This window comes from Sedimenticola hydrogenitrophicus, assembly GCF_025175675.1.
GTDB classification, from domain to species: Bacteria; Pseudomonadota; Gammaproteobacteria; order Chromatiales; family Chromatiaceae; genus Sedimenticola; species Sedimenticola hydrogenitrophicus.
In genome coordinates this window covers 143,929-161,872 of record NZ_JANIOA010000001.1, presented here as the reverse complement: position 1 = coordinate 161,872, position 17,944 = coordinate 143,929, and the positions used below count along the sequence as shown (strand labels likewise).

The 17,944-nt window shown below is 62.6% G+C and carries 16 protein-coding genes and 1 riboswitch; of the genes, 8 read left to right on the top strand and 8 right to left on the bottom strand.

Annotated elements, in window-relative coordinates; genetic code table 11:
* Positions 1-38: 38 nt before the first annotated feature.
* On the top strand, positions 39-2,630 hold the full coding sequence (locus NPX02_RS00725) for a putative bifunctional diguanylate cyclase/phosphodiesterase (protein ID WP_260291191.1): 2,592 nt from the start codon (positions 39-41) through the stop codon (positions 2,628-2,630).
* Positions 2,631-2,928: 298 nt separating this feature from the next.
* Here the strand turns inward: NPX02_RS00725 and NPX02_RS00720 are convergent, their stop codons facing one another.
* Positions 2,929-3,990 carry a lipid A deacylase LpxR family protein gene (locus NPX02_RS00720; protein WP_260291190.1) on the bottom strand — a complete coding sequence of 354 codons (1,062 nt, stop codon included), beginning with the start codon at positions 3,988-3,990 and terminating at the stop codon, positions 2,929-2,931.
* A gap of 414 nt (positions 3,991-4,404) precedes the next feature.
* Here NPX02_RS00720 and htpX point away from each other — a divergent pair, with 414 nt between their 5' ends.
* Positions 4,405-5,283 carry a protease HtpX gene (htpX, locus tag NPX02_RS00715; RefSeq protein WP_260291189.1) on the top strand — a complete coding sequence of 293 codons (879 nt, stop codon included), beginning with the start codon at positions 4,405-4,407 and terminating at the stop codon, positions 5,281-5,283.
* 7 nt (positions 5,284-5,290) lie between these two features.
* The gene (locus NPX02_RS00710; RefSeq protein WP_260291188.1) at positions 5,291-5,989 is read left to right on the top strand and encodes a tetratricopeptide repeat protein; all 699 of its coding nucleotides are present in this window, start codon (positions 5,291-5,293) and stop codon (positions 5,987-5,989) included.
* A gap of 274 nt (positions 5,990-6,263) precedes the next feature.
* Here the strand turns inward: NPX02_RS00710 and NPX02_RS00705 are convergent, their stop codons facing one another.
* From NPX02_RS00705 to NPX02_RS00680, 6 genes are all read right to left on the bottom strand, one after another.
* Positions 6,264-7,070, bottom strand: a complete 807-nt coding sequence (locus tag NPX02_RS00705; RefSeq protein ID WP_260291187.1) for an SDR family oxidoreductase — start codon at positions 7,068-7,070, stop codon at positions 6,264-6,266.
* Positions 7,067-7,198 (bottom strand): hypothetical protein, encoded by a 132-nt coding sequence (locus NPX02_RS00700; protein WP_260291186.1) that lies wholly within the window; start codon positions 7,196-7,198, stop codon positions 7,067-7,069. Before NPX02_RS00700 ends, NPX02_RS00705 begins: the two co-directional genes overlap by 4 nt.
* 211 nt (positions 7,199-7,409) lie before the next feature.
* Positions 7,410-8,099, bottom strand: a complete 690-nt coding sequence (locus NPX02_RS00695) for a TenA family transcriptional regulator (RefSeq protein ID WP_260291185.1) — start codon at positions 8,097-8,099, stop codon at positions 7,410-7,412.
* Positions 8,096-9,580: an AMP-binding protein gene (locus NPX02_RS00690; RefSeq protein WP_260291184.1), complete on the bottom strand. Its 1,485-nt coding sequence runs from the start codon at positions 9,578-9,580 to the stop codon at positions 8,096-8,098. The genes NPX02_RS00695 and NPX02_RS00690 overlap by 4 nt, the downstream gene beginning before the upstream one ends.
* Entirely contained in the window at positions 9,571-10,251 is a 681-nt protein-coding gene (locus NPX02_RS00685) for a thermostable hemolysin (RefSeq protein ID WP_260291183.1), read from the bottom strand. Before NPX02_RS00685 ends, NPX02_RS00690 begins: the two co-directional genes overlap by 10 nt.
* Positions 10,252-10,489: 238 nt before the next feature.
* Positions 10,490-11,263, bottom strand: coding sequence for a ParA family protein (locus NPX02_RS00680; protein WP_470423636.1), 774 nt, complete (start codon positions 11,261-11,263; stop codon positions 10,490-10,492).
* Between the two features lie 560 nt (positions 11,264-11,823).
* On the opposite strand from NPX02_RS00680, the gene NPX02_RS00675 reads away from it, so the two are divergent.
* From NPX02_RS00675 to thiH, 5 genes are all read left to right on the top strand, one after another.
* Entirely contained in the window at positions 11,824-12,159 is a 336-nt protein-coding gene (locus tag NPX02_RS00675) for an MGMT family protein (protein WP_260291182.1), read from the top strand.
* A 278-nt stretch (positions 12,160-12,437) separates the two neighbouring features.
* Positions 12,438-12,533: riboswitch (TPP riboswitch) on the top strand.
* An 84-nt stretch (positions 12,534-12,617) separates the two neighbouring features.
* Positions 12,618-14,501 (top strand): phosphomethylpyrimidine synthase ThiC, encoded by a 1,884-nt coding sequence (gene thiC / locus NPX02_RS00670; RefSeq protein ID WP_305792682.1) that lies wholly within the window; start codon positions 12,618-12,620, stop codon positions 14,499-14,501.
* A gap of 8 nt (positions 14,502-14,509) precedes the next feature.
* Positions 14,510-14,707, top strand: coding sequence for a sulfur carrier protein ThiS (gene thiS / locus NPX02_RS00665; protein WP_260291181.1), 198 nt, complete (start codon positions 14,510-14,512; stop codon positions 14,705-14,707).
* A gap of 43 nt (positions 14,708-14,750) precedes the next feature.
* Positions 14,751-15,530 (top strand): thiazole synthase, encoded by a 780-nt coding sequence (locus NPX02_RS00660; RefSeq protein ID WP_260291180.1) that lies wholly within the window; start codon positions 14,751-14,753, stop codon positions 15,528-15,530.
* A gap of 7 nt (positions 15,531-15,537) precedes the next feature.
* Positions 15,538-16,650: a 2-iminoacetate synthase ThiH gene (gene thiH, locus NPX02_RS00655; protein WP_260291179.1), complete on the top strand. Its 1,113-nt coding sequence runs from the start codon at positions 15,538-15,540 to the stop codon at positions 16,648-16,650.
* Positions 16,651-17,032: 382 nt separating this feature from the next.
* On the opposite strand, the gene NPX02_RS00650 is transcribed toward thiH, so the two are convergent.
* A complete protein-coding gene (locus NPX02_RS00650; protein ID WP_260291178.1) occupies positions 17,033-17,779 on the bottom strand; it encodes a DUF6901 family protein in 747 nt (248 codons plus the stop codon).
* Between the last annotated feature and the right edge of the window lie 165 nt (positions 17,780-17,944).

The following is a 17,944-nucleotide window of genomic DNA, read 5'->3' as shown; positions in this document are numbered from 1 at the left end:
GAATCCATTGATCCCTTCAACAACGGATAACTCCTGCTGTGCGTGCACTCTTCAATCCGGCCCGGTCGATAAAAAGTTTTATTCTTACCGCGGCGGTGCTGGTCTCGCTGGCCCTGTTCGGGGTCTCCTATCTGGTGGTCTCCAAGGTCTATGACCAGTCGTTGCGTCAGGATGCCCGGCAGGTGGCGCGTATCGTCTCCGGCCAGGTCTTTTCCGCCATGTACCAGGTGATGAGCCGGGGCTGGTCACGGGAGGAGTTGGAACAGTTCCTGGCCGGGCTGCGCGACAGCACCGACGACACCAGCTACAGCCTGGAGATATACCGCGGCCCCCTGGTGAGCGCCCGCTATGGTGAGATCGAACAGCCGGCATTCGATGCCTCGCTGGAGACCCTGTTCCGTGACGGCCAGCGGCTCACGCTGCACCAGACCGGCGGTATCAGGGACCTGTTTCCGCTGCAGGCGAGCGAGGTCTGTCTGAAGTGTCATGGCAACGCGGAGGTCGGTGATACGCTCGGCGTCATCGAATTCCGCCAGGACCTGAGGCCGACCCTGGAGAAGGCACGCTCCCAGTTCCTGACTGTGTTTGCCCTGCTCGCGCCCCTGCCCCTGGTGGTGGCGTTTCTGGTCACCCTGTTCATCACCCGGCGCATCGAGGAGCCGCTGGCCGGGCTGCGCAATCATATCGGCAATATCAACCGGGTGGCCGATCTGCGGGCGCTGAGCGACGCCGCGCCGCGTCCCGCCTTTAAGGAGTTGCGCCAGGTGTTCGACGAGGTCACCACCCTGGTTACCAAGCTGCGCGACGTGGCGGTGGACAAGGATCTGCTGGAATTTGAGATCCGTCTGCTGGAACGTTTTGTGATCACCTCCGACGTGGTGCGCGACTGGCAGGACTATGTGCGGCAGCTGCTGCTGGAGATCAACCAGATCATCCCCACCTATGCGCTGTTTTCCGTGTTCAAGGTGGACAGCGAGGTGTTCGACCTGGAGGTGTTCTGGTATTCACCGCCCGGGGGCGATACCCGGGATGTGCTGGAGCATGTTGCCCGGGAGGCGCTGGACGGGCACCCGCGTTTTGTCGGTTCGCCCATCGATCGGGTGAATCACCACGTGGCGCGTACCCATGTGGAGCCGCTCCAGCTGACGGCGGAAGATCTGCGGGTCCAGGTCAAGTCGCTGATCGTGGATGAACCCAAGATCGGCGGTATTGTCGGTGTCGGGGTACATGCCGAACTGGCGGATGACCCGACCCGCGCCCTGGTGGTGGACAGCATCCTTTCCACCCTGCTGAATGTGATCGGTTCGGTGAAGGTGATCTCCAAGTACACCAAGGATCTGGAGTACTACGCCACCCGTGACCCCCTGACCAACCTCTACAACCAGCGCGTGTTCCGCGAGCTGCTGGAATACGAGACCGGGCGCGCCGAACGCCACGGTCACCGCTTTGCCCTGCTGGTGATCGATCTGGACAACTTCAAGTCGATCAACGACAGCTACGGGCACCTGGTGGGCGACAAGTTTCTGCAGCGTTTTGCCGACACCATCAAAAGTGGCCTGCGGGTAGGTGATGTCTTCGCCCGATACGGTGGCGACGAGTTCGTCATCCTGCTCAACGAGCTGGATGAGGACAGTCCCTACGTGGCGGCCGAACGCATCCTGGAGGCGGCCGACAGCGTGCTCTATACCACGGATGAGAATGAGCCGGTGCGCGCATCCGTCTCCATCGGCGTGGGTATCTATCCGGATCATGCCGACAACGCCAACGACCTGTTCCTGTTCGCCGATCACATGATGTACAAGGCCAAGGCCCAGGGTAAGCACCGGCTGGCCATTCCCGATCAGGATGACCTGCTGGAGACGTTCCGCGAGATCAGCGAGAAGACCCAGCTGGTCACCCAGGCGGTGGAGGAGCGCTGGGTGGTGCCCTTCTTCCAGCCCATCGTGGAGTCGGGCGATGGCACTATCCACGCCTATGAGGTGCTGAGCCGGATCCGCCTGCCGGATGGGCGCCTGGTCGCCGCGGGTGAATTTATCGAAGTGGCAGAGCGGCTCGGGATCATCCACAAGCTGGACCTGATCGTCATGGAGAAGGCCTTCAGCCTGGCCGCCGCACAGGGCTACGACGGGCTCCTGTTTGTCAACCTGTCGCCCAAGGCGCTGGTGCTGAATGAGTTTTTCGACGGCATTCGTGGTCTGGTTGAGGCCTCGGGGCTGCGTACGGATCAGATCGTATTCGAGCTGACCGAGCGCGATACCGTGCGCAATGTCGGTATGCTGGAGCAGTTTGTCAACCGCCTGCACATCGACGGTTACAAGTTTGCCATCGATGACTTCGGCTCCGGTTTCTCCTCATTCCACTACATTAAGCGCTTCCCGGTCGACTACATCAAGATCGAGGGCGATTTCATCGCCAATATGATCAACGACCATCGGGATATGGCGTTTGTACAGAGCATTGCGCTGCTGGCGCGGCAGCTGGGTATCCGCACCATTGGTGAATTTGTCGAGAGTGCCGAAGTGATGGCCGCGGTGGCGGATGCCGGAATCGATTACTCCCAGGGCTACCATATCGGCAAGCCGTCGCCGCTGCTCCAGCCGGATAGCGTGGTGGTCGCCGACGACGCCTGAGCATATTTCGCGGTGTGTCGCCCGGGGGTAACTACTCATCCGGTCTGTAGCAAGTGATGGGCCTGCCTTGTTGGCCGATCTTGATGGCGCCTCGAATCCGGCCTCTTTTTCAGATTCAAGCCTGCCCTTGTTTGAGCGAAGCGAGTTTTGTCCACGGATGGACTTATGCCGCGGAGGCCATGGATGGCCGGGAGCGGCTTGGGCAGGCGCTGAAAAAGGGGCCGGATTCGAGGAGAAAAGCCATCACGTGAGGCCGGCAAGGTAGGTCAATCACCCCGTGAGTAGTTACGCCCGGGGATCAATAAGGCACGAAAAAAGAAATATTGATTGCACCGAAGCGCACGTGCTCCGGCTGCCCCTCGAATTCACGGCTGCGCCAGACATTGCTGATGGCCAGGCGGATATTGTCGATATGGAAGGCGAAGCCGAACTGCAGATCGGCCACCAGGGGCTTCTTGTCGACGCTGTGGCTGTCCCTGAAACTGTTGCCATCGAGGAATATATTACGCGCCACGGCGCGGCCCTCGATCCCGGCGAAGAGGTACCAGTTGGCCTCCCGGGATGGTCGCAGGTAGGGGATGCCGGGGAACCCGGGGCCGATGTTGGGCGGGCCGATATCGTTGCGCAATCCCTTGCCAAGCCGCAGCATCATGCCGCCGCCCGCATAGGTGTAGACATTGCCCAGGGCGCCGACCAGGTGGGGCGAGGTCTCGAATTCGAGTCCCCCCGGAAAGCGGTGGAAATACTGCCAGCGGCGGGTGTAGGTGAGCAGGATGCCCGGTTCGTCCTTCAACTGGTTATGCCAGCCATTGGGTTTGTTGCTGCCGATCAGTTCGTGAAAACCCTTCTGCACGTCACCGGCCTGGGCGCTGGGACCCACCATACCCAGCGTGATGCCGAGCATGTTGCCCACCTGCAGATCGGGCTCATCCACGTAGCGTGACAACAGCGTGGCGTGGCCGTACAGCCAGCCGGCATAGGGCCGGTCATCGACCAGCAATTCCCGGCTCTCGATATTCTCGGGGGTGAATATTTTCTGCCCCACGGCGTACTGCACCGCGGTCACATCTCCCATGCGGAAGAACGGGAGCCCCCTTCCCAGGCGCGTCAGCCAGTCCGGCGGGCCGTCGAGGGAGAGGTAGGCGATCTCGGTACCGTGGCTGTATGACTGGTCGCCGCCACTACCCCAGAGGTCGTTCTCGAACTGGATGCTCCAGAAACCGCCGTTCTTCAACGCCTCGGGTGGGGCGGCCGCCTGGGCGGCGGTGGCGAAAGGCAGGCACAGGATGAGCGCCAGGAGCCGCGCACCGCGATCGGTGCTTGCGCGACTGGCCGGGGTCGAACCGGTATCAGCCACCATTGTTCAATCCCCGGGGCGACAGGCCGGGCTGGTTATTGAGGTGCGCACAGGCCCGACGCTTGAGGCAAGGGGCATACGAGTGGCGGGTGATCCCGGACGGTCTCCTTGAGCAACATTCCATATCGACACCGATTTTGCGATCTTACGGCAGCATAGCATAGCGTTTGAGGCATCGAAATGATCCTTCGGAGTTTGCCGCTTTACCGGCCCGCGGGGGCAGGGGGCGGACCGGGTTAACCGCCGGTGTTATTTCTCATAAGCAGTCAATGTTTTTTGCACCCCAACATACCAACCCACCCCCTGAATCCAAACGCAAACCGTTGCCTCCTGCGGCAAGCCCCTGATACATTCTTGCGAACACCCGGCTCAAGCCCTATTTGCTGTGTCGTCCTTGATAACATGGAGTTCCGACAGATGAAGCGCATTGTTCTTTTTCTCGCCACCAACCTGGCCGTGCTCGCGGTGCTGTCCGTGACCTTGCGCCTGTTGGGCGTGGAGCGGATCCTGGACCAGCAGGGGGTGGGCCTGGATATGAACGCCCTGATCATTTTTGCCGCCGTGCTGGGATTTGGCGGTTCGCTGATCTCGCTGTTCATCTCCAAGTGGACCGCCAAGCGCATGATGGGGCTGCGGGTGATCGAGACCCCCGCGTCCCCGTCCGAGCAGTGGCTGGTAAGCACGGTGCAACGTCAGGCGCAACAGGCCGGCATCGGCATGCCGGAGGTGGCGATCTATGACGGGGCGGAGATGAATGCCTTCGCCACCGGCTGGAACCGCAACAAGGCCCTGGTGGCGGTCAGCAGCGGGCTGCTGCAACAGATGGACCGCGCCGAGGTGGAGGCGGTGCTGGGGCACGAGGTGAGCCACGTGGCCAACGGCGACATGGTGACCATGGCGCTGATCCAGGGGGTGGTGAACACCTTCGTGATCGTGCTCTCGCGGGTGGTGGGGCACCTGGTGGACCGGGTAGTGTTCAAGACCGAACGTGGTCACGGGCCGGCCTTCTGGATCACCACCATCGTGGCCGAACTGGTGCTGGGCATCCTGGCCAGCATCATTGTCTTCTGGTTTTCGCGCCAGCGCGAGTACCGGGCCGATGCGGGGGGTGCCAAACTGGCCGGCCGCAACAGTATGATCAACTCCCTGGCCCGGCTCGGGGGGGTACAGCAGACCGAGGGGTTGCCGGACCAGTTGGCGGCCTTCGGCATCTCCGGCGGCAAGGGGCTGAGCGATCTGTTCCGCACCCATCCGAAAATAGAAGACCGTATCGCGCGCCTGCGCGAACAGGCTTGAGTTGAGCATGCATGGAAACCCTGCCTGGCTGCTGATCGTGCTGCTGTTGGCCGGCTGCATGACGGTGGCGGAGAAGGAGGCGATCGAGGCCCTGCCGATGTACGGTCAGCCCGAGTTGGTGCGCTCCGATTATCTGCAACGGGAGGATGCGGCCTTTATCAGACAGATTTCATACCGTTACCGGGGCGACCTGACACGGGCCGGCCGGGAGTGGTCGCAACAGGCATTCGATCTCCTGGGGCTGGGCGATGCCGATGGCGCCATGCGACGTCTCAACCAGGCCTGGCTGCTGAACCCGGACAACTACCAGGTCTACTGGGGCTTCGCCCAGGTGCTGGTGGTCAGGGAGCAGCCGGCGGAGGCGTTGCCGCATCTGCAAAAGGCCCTGGCGATACTCGATGACCCCTACCCGAAGCCGGCGCTGCTGGGCGACCTGGGAACGGTCTATTCACTGCTGGGTGAGCGTGCCGGATCGGGCGAGGCCACAACCCTGTTCGCCGCGGCCAACGCCCGGTTTGCCGAGGCCGTGGCGCTTGATGACCGCTTTGCCCCGATCTGGCAACGCTGGGCGTGGTCGCTCTATCGGCAGGGGGATTATGCGGCCGCCTGGGAGACGATACGGCAGGCCAGGCAGCTGGGTGTGGACCGGTTTTCCAGGGATTTTATCCAGACGCTGTCCGCCCGTTTTCCGGAACCGGTCCATTAATTAACCCGCATCACTGCTGTCCCACAAAATCCTGCATTGTGCCATTACGCCCCGTTGTTTATGAATGATATTGAAATCAACAACGAAACTCGAAGACAGGCAAAGGCAATGAGTGCGTCCCTTCTTCCCCAGGGAGAAGGACAGGATGAGGGGGTTCAAATAATCAACGAGTTACCTTATCCAATCCCCTCACCCCAACCGTCTCCCGGAGGGAGAGGGAGTTTATGGGACAGCAGTGAACCCGCATTTATCACCCCCGCGGACGCCGATCCGCTCATTCCTGATCGACGCCCCTGGCAAAGGCCTCCATGGCCCGGTTCTGCTTGCGCAGGGCGGCATCCACCAGGCGCGGTAGTACGGCGTTGATGCGGGCAAACAGCTTCTCCGGAAAGCCCAGGTGCGCCTCCGGCGTATCGCGCTCAATGGCGCTAACGATCTGCTTCACCACCCAGGCCGGCTCATCCATATGCATCCCCACCGCCTCGGCCATGCGGTAGATGGCTCCCGTGTTGAACGGGGTACGCACGGCCCGGGGGGCGATATAGCTAACCCCCACGCCGCTCCCCTCCAGTTCACGCCGCAGCGCCTCGGAGAAACCGCGCAGGCCGAATTTGCTTGCCGAGTAGGCGCTGAACCAGGCGAACCCGATCGCGCCGAAGGTCGATCCGATATTGATAATCCGGCCGCCCCGCTCCCGCAGTTGCGGTAGCAGCGCGCGGGTCAGCAGCATGGGGGTGACCAGGTTGAGGCGGATGATCCGTTCCAGCACCGCCGGGTCCTCTTCGTCGAACGGGCGGAAGCTGAGCTGGCCGGCTACATTGATCAGGAGGTCGATGCCACCCAGGGCGTCGTGGCAGCGGGCCACCACTTCGCCAAGCCGGGCTGTGTCCGACAGATCGGCCGTCACCACAACCGCCTCTCCACCACTGTCCGCTATCCGCGCCTGCAGTTGCGCCAGGGCATTTGCCTTGCGACCGACCAGGGCCACCCGTGCACCGCGTCTGACCAACTCCTGCGCCAGCCGAGCGCCGATACCACCGGCCGCCCCGGTGAGCAGTACATTCTTCCCCGTGAGCTTCATGTGGTGACATCCTGCAGCTCGCTTCCTGCCACAGCGACCGAGCCGAAACCGAACGGCAGATGGAACAGCCGTGTCAGCAGGACCAGTCCCGGGCCGGGGCGGACGGTTTTCAAGTTCTTGTCCATCATGTTCCCTACTTCCTGTGGTTGTGGATGCGATTCGCTTTTCGGCATCACCGGGATGCGGCTCGCCTGAACGGCGGTAAAACCAGTCCGCACAGGCCTGCCACTATCACCACCACCTGCAGGCTTTGCAGCAGGGCGGTTGAGAGTCCACTCCAGGATGCCGGATCGGACAGGAGGTGATGCAGGAATAGGGATGGAAAAATGCCCGTATCCATCATGCGACGCCCGCATGGGCCCGGGTTCGCGGATTCAGCGACAGGGGCAGGGTGCGGAACAGGTCGCCGTACAGTTTGTAAAAGCGTTTCGCGGTGTGGATGACAAATGCCTGATCGGCGCTGTTCTCCAGGCGGTTCATCAACCCCTGGTAGAAATTCATGTGCGAGATATCCAGCGAGCCATGGCTGTTGAGATAGCTGAATGCCTCTTTTGGCAGCCCGAGGTTCTCTTGCAGCGCCGCGGCCGCCTCCGTGGCCAGGCGCACGCTGGTGCCCTCCAGCACCAGTACCATGCCCAGAAAACCGACCGGATTGAGGCGGTCAATGATGTGATAGGCATAGGCGCACATGAGCTCCGCGGCCATGCCCGGTGCGCCGTGGCGCACCGTCTCGGGATCGTCGCCGCAAGCGCGGATGTCGTTGAGAATCCACTCCTGATGGCCCAGTTCCTCCTCGATATATTCCGCCATGGCGTCACGCAGCCATTCGCTGTCGTGGGGAATGCGTGAGCCGCAGGCCATCAGCAGCGGTGTGGTCTGCTTTACATGGTGGTAGGCCTGGGTGAGGAAGGCGACATAGCTCTCCAGCGACAGCTCGCCTCTCCAGCCGTGCTGCACGAAGGGGATGGCCAGCAATTCCTCGCGTTCCTGCTCTGTCTCGGTCAGCAGTCGTTGATAAAAGTCGCTCATGTTGCGTGCTCCTCATAGAGATTTTCAATCTGTTGTCGGTACTGGTTGTAGATCGCCTGGCGGCGAACCCGCCCGGTTCCGGTCAGCAGGCCATTGGCCGGGGTGAAGGATTCGGATGCCGTGATCCAGCCGGCGATGCGGGCATAATCGGGGAGGTCGGCGTTGACCTTTCCAATAGCGTCGGTCAGGGCGTCCGGGGTGGCGCCCGGGGCGGGATGGATGATTGCCATGTTGCGGGGTCTGGCTTCGCCGAAAATCACCGCCTGATGGATGGGCGACTCCAGGGTCAACTCGCGTTCCACCCACTCCGGCGAGATATTGCGGCCGAAGGCGGTGATGAATACATCTCGCCGCCGGCCGCGTAAACGGAGAAACCCGTCGGCATCCAGAGCGCCGATATCACCGCTGGGCCAGGGAGCAGGGGGCGTGGTTGTGTCTCCCAGGTAGCCGGCAAATCCCGCCCCCGCAATCCGCACCTCGCCATCTCCGGTAATTCTGATGCGGGCGTGCGGCAGGGCGCGACCAACCGTTCCCGGCCGGTTGTGTTTCGGGGTATTCAGGCAGACCACCGAGGCGCATTCGGACAAACCGTAACCCTCGTATATCGGCAGACCGAGTCGGGTGGCCCGTTGCAGCAGTCTGGGGGACAGGGGGGCGCCGCCAATGGCAGCAAAGCGCAGCCGGTCCGGTGCCGGCAGGCCGGACTCAATCGCCTCGACCATCCCCTGCAGGGTTTGTGGCGAGAAGATGGCGGTGCTGGCGCGGTGTTGTTGCAGGGCACCGATCATGGCCGCCGCGTTCAGGCGGGAGGAACCGGCCAGTCCCACCGCGGCGCCATCCGGTACGACGACGGTAGCCCCGCTCCAGAGCGGGACGTAGACGCCGGCGATGTTTTCCAGCAACACGGCAAGCGGGGTCAGCGCCAGATGGCGGTCATCCCTGGTTACCTCCACCGCCTCGGCCAGCGAACGCACCACCGGCTGAATGTGTTGCCAACCCAGCATCACCCCCTTGGGTTCGCCGGTGGTGCCGGAGGTGAAGGTGATCTTGCATATCCCCGCAGGCACCAGATCCCCGTTGCCGGGCAGGTTGATCCAGGTCAGTGGCGGGCCGGTCAAGTTCAGCGGATCCCCGGCCGGGGGCAGGTCGAGACGTCCGCACAGGAGTTCCGGCCGGTCGGTGACCAGCGCCTGGGCACCGGAGAGGCTCAGGGCATGGCGCATCTGGCCGGTGGAGAAGAACGGTGGTAGTGGCACCAGGCAGACACCGGCCAGCAGGGCGGCCAGGTCAAGCAGCACCCAGGCGGGTCCGTTTTCCAGGGCCAGGGCGAGAGTAATGACCCGCCGCTGGCGCAGTTCCCCAGCCAGGTGCTCGATGCGCCGGGCCAATTCCGCGTAACCGATGTGGCCTTCCGGCCCTTCAAGCGCGTTGCGCTGTGGGGTTTCAGCGGCATGCTGGCGAATGCGGGCGATCAGATCCACCGGGTACGCCCGCCTGTCACCGCCGCGCATTGCCACAGGGCGTTCAAGGCGCACTCCCGGTCGAACAGCACTGCCAGCACCTGGTAGGCCTGGGATACCCGGCTGGCCATGACGCGGGGAGACTGCTCATAGTAGCGTCCCCAGCGCGCCGCCTCGGTGGCGGAGAGGCGGTCCGGGTTGGCGGGACCCAGATCGTGCAACCGGATTCCCATGCGCCGGAAGGAGTTGCGCAGTGTCGGACCGCAGGTAAATACCACCCAGCCCCGGTGCATGGCATACAGGAATGATGTCAGGGCCGTGATCAACCAGCGACCGCCACCGCTCGAGGCCACAGCGAGGTTGCCCACTTCGACGATGTCGTGGCGTTCCACCGGTTCATCCAGCACGACGCCCAACACCCGCTCCACCGGCTGCTCCAGGTAATGCTCCAGGAACAGTTCCGTGTCGGTTGCCTCGCGAAGTCCCAATACCCCGAGCAACTCGCCGGCGTCATCGCGCAGATCCATCAGGATCGGCATGAATTGGGTCACCCGGGCATTGTGCAGTCGATAAAAAATGTCCCGGACGAACTGTTCGGCCTCCACACGACCTTTGTCCTGGTGCTTCCTGAGTCCGATCTGGGTCGGTACGGCCGAGCCGGGTGAGCGATAGTCCCGTAGAGTCTGTTTCATGGCTGGTACCTCTCTGCTGTGTCGCGAGGCACTCTAAAGAAACAAACTTAAGAAAAACTTAACCCCGGGTCAGGTCCGCGGGCAGGAGGCCGTATTTTGTGACGCGTCACAAACCCCGGGAGTCGAACGGTTCGAGGGTGTGAGGCCGGTCACTTATAATGATCGCTAAAACCGGGCCGATACGGTGTCGGAGGGTGGCTCCCGTGGTCAGGCTGACATTTTGGGAAGCCGGTTGCTATCACCCCTCCTGGGCGAGTGCGGCGTAGAGCGCTTCATACTCCCGGGTCAGCTTGTGGCGCGGATCAAAGTGGATCATGGGGCGCGCACTCTGGTGGGATTCCCGGATGCGTATGGATGGGGAGAGATAGGTGTGCAGGATCGGCAGCCCCTCGGCGACCAGTTCATCGACCAGGGTCTGGGGCAGCCGGGCGCGGGCCTGGAACTGGTTGACCACGATACCTTCGATCGCCAGCTCGCCGTTGTGGTCATCCTGGATCTCCCGCACATTGCCGAGCAGGGTATAGAGTGCATGGCGGGAGAAGTCGTCGCAATCGAATGGTATCAGGCAGGCATTGGCGGCGATCAGCGCGGAACGGGTGTAGAAGTTGAGGGCCGGTGGCGTGTCGATGTAAATCTCATCGAACCCCTCCAGCGTCTGCAGGGCGTCCCGCAGTTTGAACATTTTATAGCGCGACTCCAGCTTTCCCTGCTGCTCCTCCAGTTCCGGATGGGCCGGCATCAGGTAGAGATGCTCGAACGGCGTCTCATGGATGTACCCGGCGGGCCCCTTGGGCTTGAAGGTGTAGGAGAGGATCTCCTTGAAAAAATCCACCAGGGTGTCGCTCAGTTCGGCCGGATGGGTGCCCATCAGGTAGCGGGTCGAATTGCCCTGCGGGTCCAGGTCGATCACCAGGGTGCGCTTGCCGCGGGCCGCGCTGATGGCGGCCAGGTTGCAGGTGATGGTGGATTTGCCCACGCCGCCCTTCTGATTGAACACCACTCGACGCATCATAGTCGCTCCCAGCGAACGGTTAGTCTTGTTCCGGTGAGTGTATCGCCTATGTTTGTGCGCTGCAACAAAAGAGCCGTTGGGTGTTCCATGGCCCTTTGTTAGCCGCGAATGAACGCAAATGAACGCGAATAAATTCCTGGGCTAATTCCCCGGCTCTGCCCGGTGTCTGCAACTGAGCGTGTAGGATGGGTGGAGGCGCGGCACCCTTGTTGACGGCTGTTCGCGGCGGTCGGGCGCGCCGTAACCCATCTTCGGGTGCGGATGCAGGTGCGCGATGGGTTGCGCGCCGGAGTGGGAGCCGGCGGAGAGTTCATGGGGGCGCTCCACCCATCCTACGCCCGGATGCGGAAGGTGCCAGGTGACCACCCTACGCGACTATACCCGCTCACAGATGGCGAGAGTAATGATCCTTTACCAATCCGGGACCGGGAGGAGACCTCGTGGAGCGAATTGTCCAGATTTGCGTTCATTCCATCCTTAGGTCCGCGAACGGTGCTTCCTTGCACCACTCCTCGCGGCTAATATTATCGACCTGAATGGAACCGGGAATGGGTAGGCAGGTGAATAACTATCAACGTATCTGGCGCACCGTGGAGGCGATACCGGAAGGGCGGGTGGCCAGTTACGGGCAGGTGGCGGATCTGGCCGGTCTGCCGGGGCGCGCCCGCCTGGTGGGTCGTGCCCTGGGCGAGGTGCCGGACGACATGACCGTGCCCTGGTACCGGGTGCTCCGGAGTGACGGGCGGATTGCCTTCCCGGCCGGGTCGCCCCAGGCTGAGCGGCAGAAGCAGCGGCTGCAGGAGGAGGATGTGGTGGTGCTGAACAACCGGGTCAAACTGAGGGAGTTCGGCTGGCGGCCGGATCTGGCGGAACTGCTGATGCGGCTGGAGTTCTGATGGACTATATACTCAGGGGTCGGAGTCAATTCAGGTATAGGGCGCCCTGCGGGCGCCGTCGGCGGGCACGGCCCACCCTATGGCAGGCTACAATTCTCTGCGTATTCTACCCGCTTCTGCGAGATCGCTGAATTCTTGCACAGTCTCTGAGCGTGGGAACGAGTCACTCCGACCCCTCCCGATCGTGTGTGCCCACGCGGATGCCCGGGTTGTTTGCACATTGCCGCGCCGCGGCGGTTTGCTGTACCATGTGCCGCATGTGGGCGGATACTCCGTCCTGATAGAAGCGGGGGTGCCACCGGGAGGTGGCTGAGAAATACCCTTTGAACCTGATCCGGGTCATACCGGCGTAGGGAAGCTGGCTCTGTTAGGCAGATTCAACAAGAGCGACACTCCTTCCTTATTTATTCAAGTTCCCCCGTTTCGTCTGACCCATCCTTAGTGGAGGACGCAACGCCATGCAATCCAAAGACAACACGCAGTCCGTGCACGCCGTCGATACCGCCAACATGGCGGTCGAGCCGTTTCCCGGCTCCCGCAAGATCTATCTGCAGGGGAGTCGCCCCGATATCCGGGTGCCGATGCGTGAGATCTCCCTCACCGATACCCCGGCCAGTTTCGGTGCCGAAAAGAACGCTCCGGTGCTGGTCTACGACACCTCCGGCATCTATACCGATCCCGATGTCAGCATCGACCTGCGCTCCGGCCTGCCGGAGATTCGTCGCACCTGGATCGAGGAGCGGGGCGACACCGAACGGCTGACCGGGGTCAGCTCCCAGTTCACCCGCCAGCGCAAAGCCAACCCGGAGTTGGATGCGTTGCGTTTCGAGCATTTGCGTGAACCGCGCCGGGCGAAATCCGGCGCCAACGTGACCCAGATGCACTATGCCCGGAAAGGCATCGTCACGCCGGAGATGGAGTTCATCGCCCTGCGCGAGAACATGCGCCTGCAGGAGGCGCGGGAGCAGGGGCTGCTCAAGCAACAGCATCCCGGTTTCAGCTTCGGTGCGGCCATTCCAAAAGAGATCACCGCGGAATTTGTCCGTGACGAGGTGGCGCGCGGCCGCGCCATCATCCCCGCCAACATCAACCACACCGAGCTGGAGCCGATGATCATCGGCCGCAACTTCCTGGTCAAGATCAACGGCAATATCGGCAACTCCGCGCTCGGCTCCAGTATCGAGGAGGAGGTGGAGAAGATGGCCTGGGGCATCCGCTGGGGCGCCGATACCATCATGGACCTCTCCACCGGCAAGAATATCCACGAGACCCGGGAGTGGATCCTGCGCAACTCACCGGTGCCGATCGGTACCGTGCCGATCTACCAGGCGCTGGAGAAGGTGGGCGGGATCGCCGAGGATCTGACCTGGGAGGTGATGCGCGACACCCTGATCGAGCAGGCGGAGCAGGGGGTGGACTACTTCACCATCCACGCCGGGGTGCTGCTGCGCTACGTGCCGATGACCGCACAGCGGGTTACCGGCATCGTCTCCCGTGGCGGCTCCATCATGGCCAAGTGGTGCCTGGCCCACCACCAGGAGAACTTCCTCTACACCCGCTATGACGAGATCTGCGAGATCATGAAGGCCTATGACGTCGCCTTCTCCCTGGGTGACGGGCTGCGCCCCGGCTCCATTGCCGACGGCAACGACCAGGCCCAGTTCGCCGAACTGGAGACCCTGGGCGAGCTGACCAAGAAGGCCTGGGAGCACGATGTCCAGGTGATGATCGAGGGTCCGGGCCACGTGCCGATGCAGATGATCAAGGAGAACATGGACAAGGAGTTGCAGGAGTGCTACGAGGCGCCCTTCTACACCCTCGGTCCGCTGGTGACCGATATCGCCCCCGGCTACGACCACATCACCTCCGGCATCGGCGCCGCCATGATCGGCTGGTACGGCTGCGCCATGCTCTGCTACGTCACCCCCAAGGAGCACCTGGGCCTGCCGGACAAGGAGGACGTGCGCGTGGGCATCATTACTTACAAGATCGCCGCCCACGCGGCGGATCTGGCCAAGGGGCATCCCGGCGCGCAGATCCGCGACAACGCCATGTCCAAGGCGCGCTTCGAGTTCCGTTGGGAGGACCAGTTCAACCTGGGCCTGGATCCGGAGCGGGCGCGGGAATATCACGACGCCACCCTGCCCAAGGATTCTGCCAAGGTGGCTCACTTCTGCTCCATGTGCGGGCCCAAGTTCTGCTCCATGAAGATCTCCCAGGATGTGCGCGAGTACACCAACAAGAAGGGGCTGGACGACCTGGCGATGGCCGTCGAGGTGGGCATGAGCGAGAAGTCGCAGGAGTTCACCGCCGGTGGCAGCGAGATCTACAAAGAGGCCTGAGGCTGGGTATGAATATCTATGTGAATGACGAAGAGACCCGGATCGATTCCGGGCAGACCCTTGCGTCGCTACTCGCCAGCCTGACCGGCGGCCGCCAGGTGGCGGTGGCGGTTAACGACACCGTGATCCGTCAGGATGCATGGTCCGATTACCGCTTGCAGGACCGGGATCGGGTGCTGGTGATCGCCCCAGTGCAGGGCGGCTGAGCGGGGACGACGTCTCTCTCGTTATTCAAGGAACGGGTAAACCATGAAAACTGAACCTTTACACATTGCCGGGCACACCTTTCAGTCCCGGCTGTTTCTCGGTACCGGCAAGTTCGGCTCGAATCAACTGATGCACGACGCGGTGGTCGCCTCCGGCAGCGAACTGGTGACGGTGGCGCTGCGCCGGGTGCGGCTGCAGGAGCAGGAGGACGAGGTGGTCTCCCACCTGCAGATCCCCGGCGTCAAGCTGCTGCCCAACACCTCGGGGGTACGCACCGCCAAGGAGGCGGTGCTGGCGGCGCAACTGGCGCGCGAGGCGCTGCAGACCAATCTGCTCAAGCTGGAGATCCACCCCGACCCGCGCTATCTGCTGCCGGATCCGATCGAGACCCTGGCCGCCACCGAGATCCTGGCCAGGGAGGGCTTCATCGTGCTGCCCTATATCAACGCCGACCCGGTGCTGTGCAAGCGCCTGGAAGATGCCGGTGCCGCCGCCGTGATGCCCCTGGGGGCGCCCATCGGCAGCAATCAGGGGCTGCAGACCCGCGCCATGCTGGAGATCATTATCGAGCAGAGCGGCGTACCGGTGGTGGTGGATGCCGGTATCGGCGCGCCCTCCCAGGCCGCTGAGGCGATGGAGATGGGCGCCGACGCGGTGCTGGTGAATACCGCCATTGCCGTGGCCGGCGATCCGGTGGCCATGGCCGCGGCGTTCAGAATGGCCACCCTGTGCGGGCGCATGGCCTACGAGGCCCGGTTGGGCAGCGTCGGCAAGGCAGCCAGGGCGAGCAGCCCGTTGACCGCCTTCCTCGGCCAGGAGTGAGAACGTGATGAGCTTTTTACCGATCTTTGAGCAGCATAGCTGGGAGGGGATGGCGGAGCGCATCAACGGCAAGCAGGCCGCCGATGTGGAGCGGGCGCTGAACCGGCCAGGGAAGCGTGACCTGGATGACTTCTGTGCCCTGGTCTCGCCGGCGGCGGTACCCTACCTGGAGCAGATGGCGCAGCTCAGCTACCGGCTGACGCGCAAGCGTTTCGGCAACACCACCCAGCTCTATATCCCAATGTACCTCTCCAACGAGTGTCACAACATCTGCACCTACTGCGGCTTCAGCGTGCACAACAAGCTGGAGCGGCGCACCCTGGATCGATTTCAGATCATGCAGGAGGTGGCGGCGATCAAGGCCCACGGCTTCGAGCACCTGCTGCTGGTGACCGGCGAGGCCAACCGCACGGTAGGGGTGGACTATTTCGAGCAGGTGCTGGAGTGGATCCGGCCCCATTTCGCCAACCTCACCATGGAGGTGCAGGCGCTGGAGCAGGCCGACTACGAGCGGCTGATCCAAAAGGGCCTCAACAGCGTGCTGCTGTACCAGGAGACCTACCACCGGGACAACTACAGGCAGTACCACCCCAAGGGCAAGAAGGGCAACTTCGTCTACCGGCTGGAGACCCCCGACCGGCTGGGCCGGGCCGGGATTCACCGGATCGGCCTGGGGACCCTGCTGGGGTTGGAGGATTGGCGCACCGACGCCGGCTTTGTCGCCCTGCATCTGGGTTATCTGGAGCGCCAGTACTGGCAGACCAGGTACTCGGTCTCGCTGCCGCGCCTGCGCCCGGCGGCCGGGGTGCAGGCGCCCAACGTGGACGTCACGGACCGGGATTTTGTGCAGCTGATCTGCGCTTACCGGATCTATAGCGAAAATGTGGAGATCTCCCTCTCCACCCGGGAGCGGCCCGAGTTCCGTGATCAACTGCTGAAGCTTGGGGTCACCTCCATGAGTGCCGGCTCCAAGACCGAACCGGGTGGTTACGCCATCGAGGAGGAGGCGCTGGAGCAGTTCGAGATCAGCGATGAACGCACCCCCGAAGAGGTGGCGGCGATGATCCGCCGGCAGGGATTCGAGCCGGTATGGAAGGACTGGGATTCGGTGCTGGGTTGACCTGTCCAATCTATGTAGGGTCATGCCCGCCGCGATGCAGGTAGCGGGTTCCGTAGCTCGAACCTCGAACCCGTTATCCTGAAAACTTTATTTCAACCGCCAAGGACGCAAGGAACGCGAAGGAACATACCGGCTCGTATTCCTCTGGTCCTTCACCTGCCGGGTTGGACCGGAGGAGTGGTGCAGGAGGAGTGGTACAAGGATGTACCGCTTACGGAGTTGAGGAGGCAATGCACCGTTTACGGACCCGCGGACGAGGGAGTAGGCAATTTTATGATTTCTCCGTGCTCTCTGTCTCCGTTGTGCGGATGGGGTGATTAGTTAGCCGTTGTATCTCTTTGCGCACTTTGCGTTCTTCGCGGTTGAATCGAGGAATGTAGGGTTATTCCGGATCGGTGTCCGGATGGATCTCGGCCAGGATCTGCTGGTACGCCTCGCTGTGATAGGCGGTGAACAGGTAGGTGATTTCGTCGAGGTGGTCCTCGATCACATAGGGCAGGGTGCTGGTGAAGCTGTCGAGCAGCACGATGGCGTTGACCGAGGAATCGGTGAGGGTCGCGCTCTTCAGGCGCCGGGCGATATGCAGATTCACCTGGTGCAGGTTTTCATAGATCCGGCGCAGGCCCTGCAGCCCCGGGTCGTTGGGCGAATCCTCCTTTCTGAGGAAGAACTGGGCCAGCAGGTACATGCCCGCCGCCCGGTAGATGGTGTTCTCCTCCGAGGCGAGCGGGAGATGGAAGCGCGCCATGGGTTTGAAATAGGCGGTGTGCGGGCAGCCGGAGGTGGCGATGATCAGCCCCAGCAGCGAGCTGATGGCGCGCTGAACCGTGGTGTGCTGCGTGACCCGCCGCTCCTGGGTGATCACCTCCAGATCGATTTCGTCGTAGGAGACGGTGTGGTCGAAGCGGTGGGCGATGTCCGCCAGCCCGACGGCCACCGGACAGTGGGCATGTTCCGGGCCCGCCAACGGACAGTGCGGGCACTGTTGGAAGCCCAGCGCGGCCCATTCCGGCGGGGGCGTCCCGTCGAGATTGATCCGGTCCAGTGTCCGGTCATCCAGCCGGATATCAATGGTCTCGGAGTGCCCGTTCTTCAGACCAAACCGGTATTGGATATCAATGGTGCCCATGGCGGCTCCCGATGATCAGGGAGTCGGAGTCAAACCGTTCGGCACCAGCATATGTGTCCATGTGTATGCGTGGTTTGACTCCGGCCCCGTAGTGGATCCCTGTCTCTCTGTTTTAAATTTAGCGGCTGAAGTGTGGCGGAGCTGAATATTTTCCTGTGTGAATTC

What these genes read in the sequence shown, in the direction of transcription:
- NPX02_RS00720 (WP_260291190.1), bottom strand. Translation starts at nt 3,990, where the DNA reads ATGGTGGCTGATACCGGTTCGACCCCGGCCAGTCGCGCAAGCACCGAT.
- htpX (WP_260291189.1), top strand. Translation starts at nt 4,405, where the DNA reads ATGAAGCGCATTGTTCTTTTTCTCGCCACCAACCTGGCCGTGCTCGCG.
- NPX02_RS00710 (WP_260291188.1), top strand. Translation starts at nt 5,291, where the DNA reads ATGCATGGAAACCCTGCCTGGCTGCTGATCGTGCTGCTGTTGGCCGGC.
- NPX02_RS00705 (WP_260291187.1), bottom strand. Translation starts at nt 7,070, where the DNA reads ATGAAGCTCACGGGGAAGAATGTACTGCTCACCGGGGCGGCCGGTGGT.
- NPX02_RS00700 (WP_260291186.1), bottom strand. Translation starts at nt 7,198, where the DNA reads ATGATGGACAAGAACTTGAAAACCGTCCGCCCCGGCCCGGGACTGGTC.
- NPX02_RS00695 (WP_260291185.1), bottom strand. Translation starts at nt 8,099, where the DNA reads ATGAGCGACTTTTATCAACGACTGCTGACCGAGACAGAGCAGGAACGC.
- NPX02_RS00685 (WP_260291183.1), bottom strand. Translation starts at nt 10,251, where the DNA reads ATGAAACAGACTCTACGGGACTATCGCTCACCCGGCTCGGCCGTACCG.
- NPX02_RS00680 (WP_470423636.1), bottom strand. Translation starts at nt 11,263, where the DNA reads ATGATGCGTCGAGTGGTGTTCAATCAGAAGGGCGGCGTGGGCAAATCC.
- thiC (WP_305792682.1), top strand. Translation starts at nt 12,618, where the DNA reads ATGCAATCCAAAGACAACACGCAGTCCGTGCACGCCGTCGATACCGCC.
- thiS (WP_260291181.1), top strand. Translation starts at nt 14,510, where the DNA reads ATGAATATCTATGTGAATGACGAAGAGACCCGGATCGATTCCGGGCAG.
- NPX02_RS00660 (WP_260291180.1), top strand. Translation starts at nt 14,751, where the DNA reads ATGAAAACTGAACCTTTACACATTGCCGGGCACACCTTTCAGTCCCGG.
- thiH (WP_260291179.1), top strand. Translation starts at nt 15,538, where the DNA reads ATGAGCTTTTTACCGATCTTTGAGCAGCATAGCTGGGAGGGGATGGCG.
- NPX02_RS00650 (WP_260291178.1), bottom strand. Translation starts at nt 17,779, where the DNA reads ATGGGCACCATTGATATCCAATACCGGTTTGGTCTGAAGAACGGGCAC.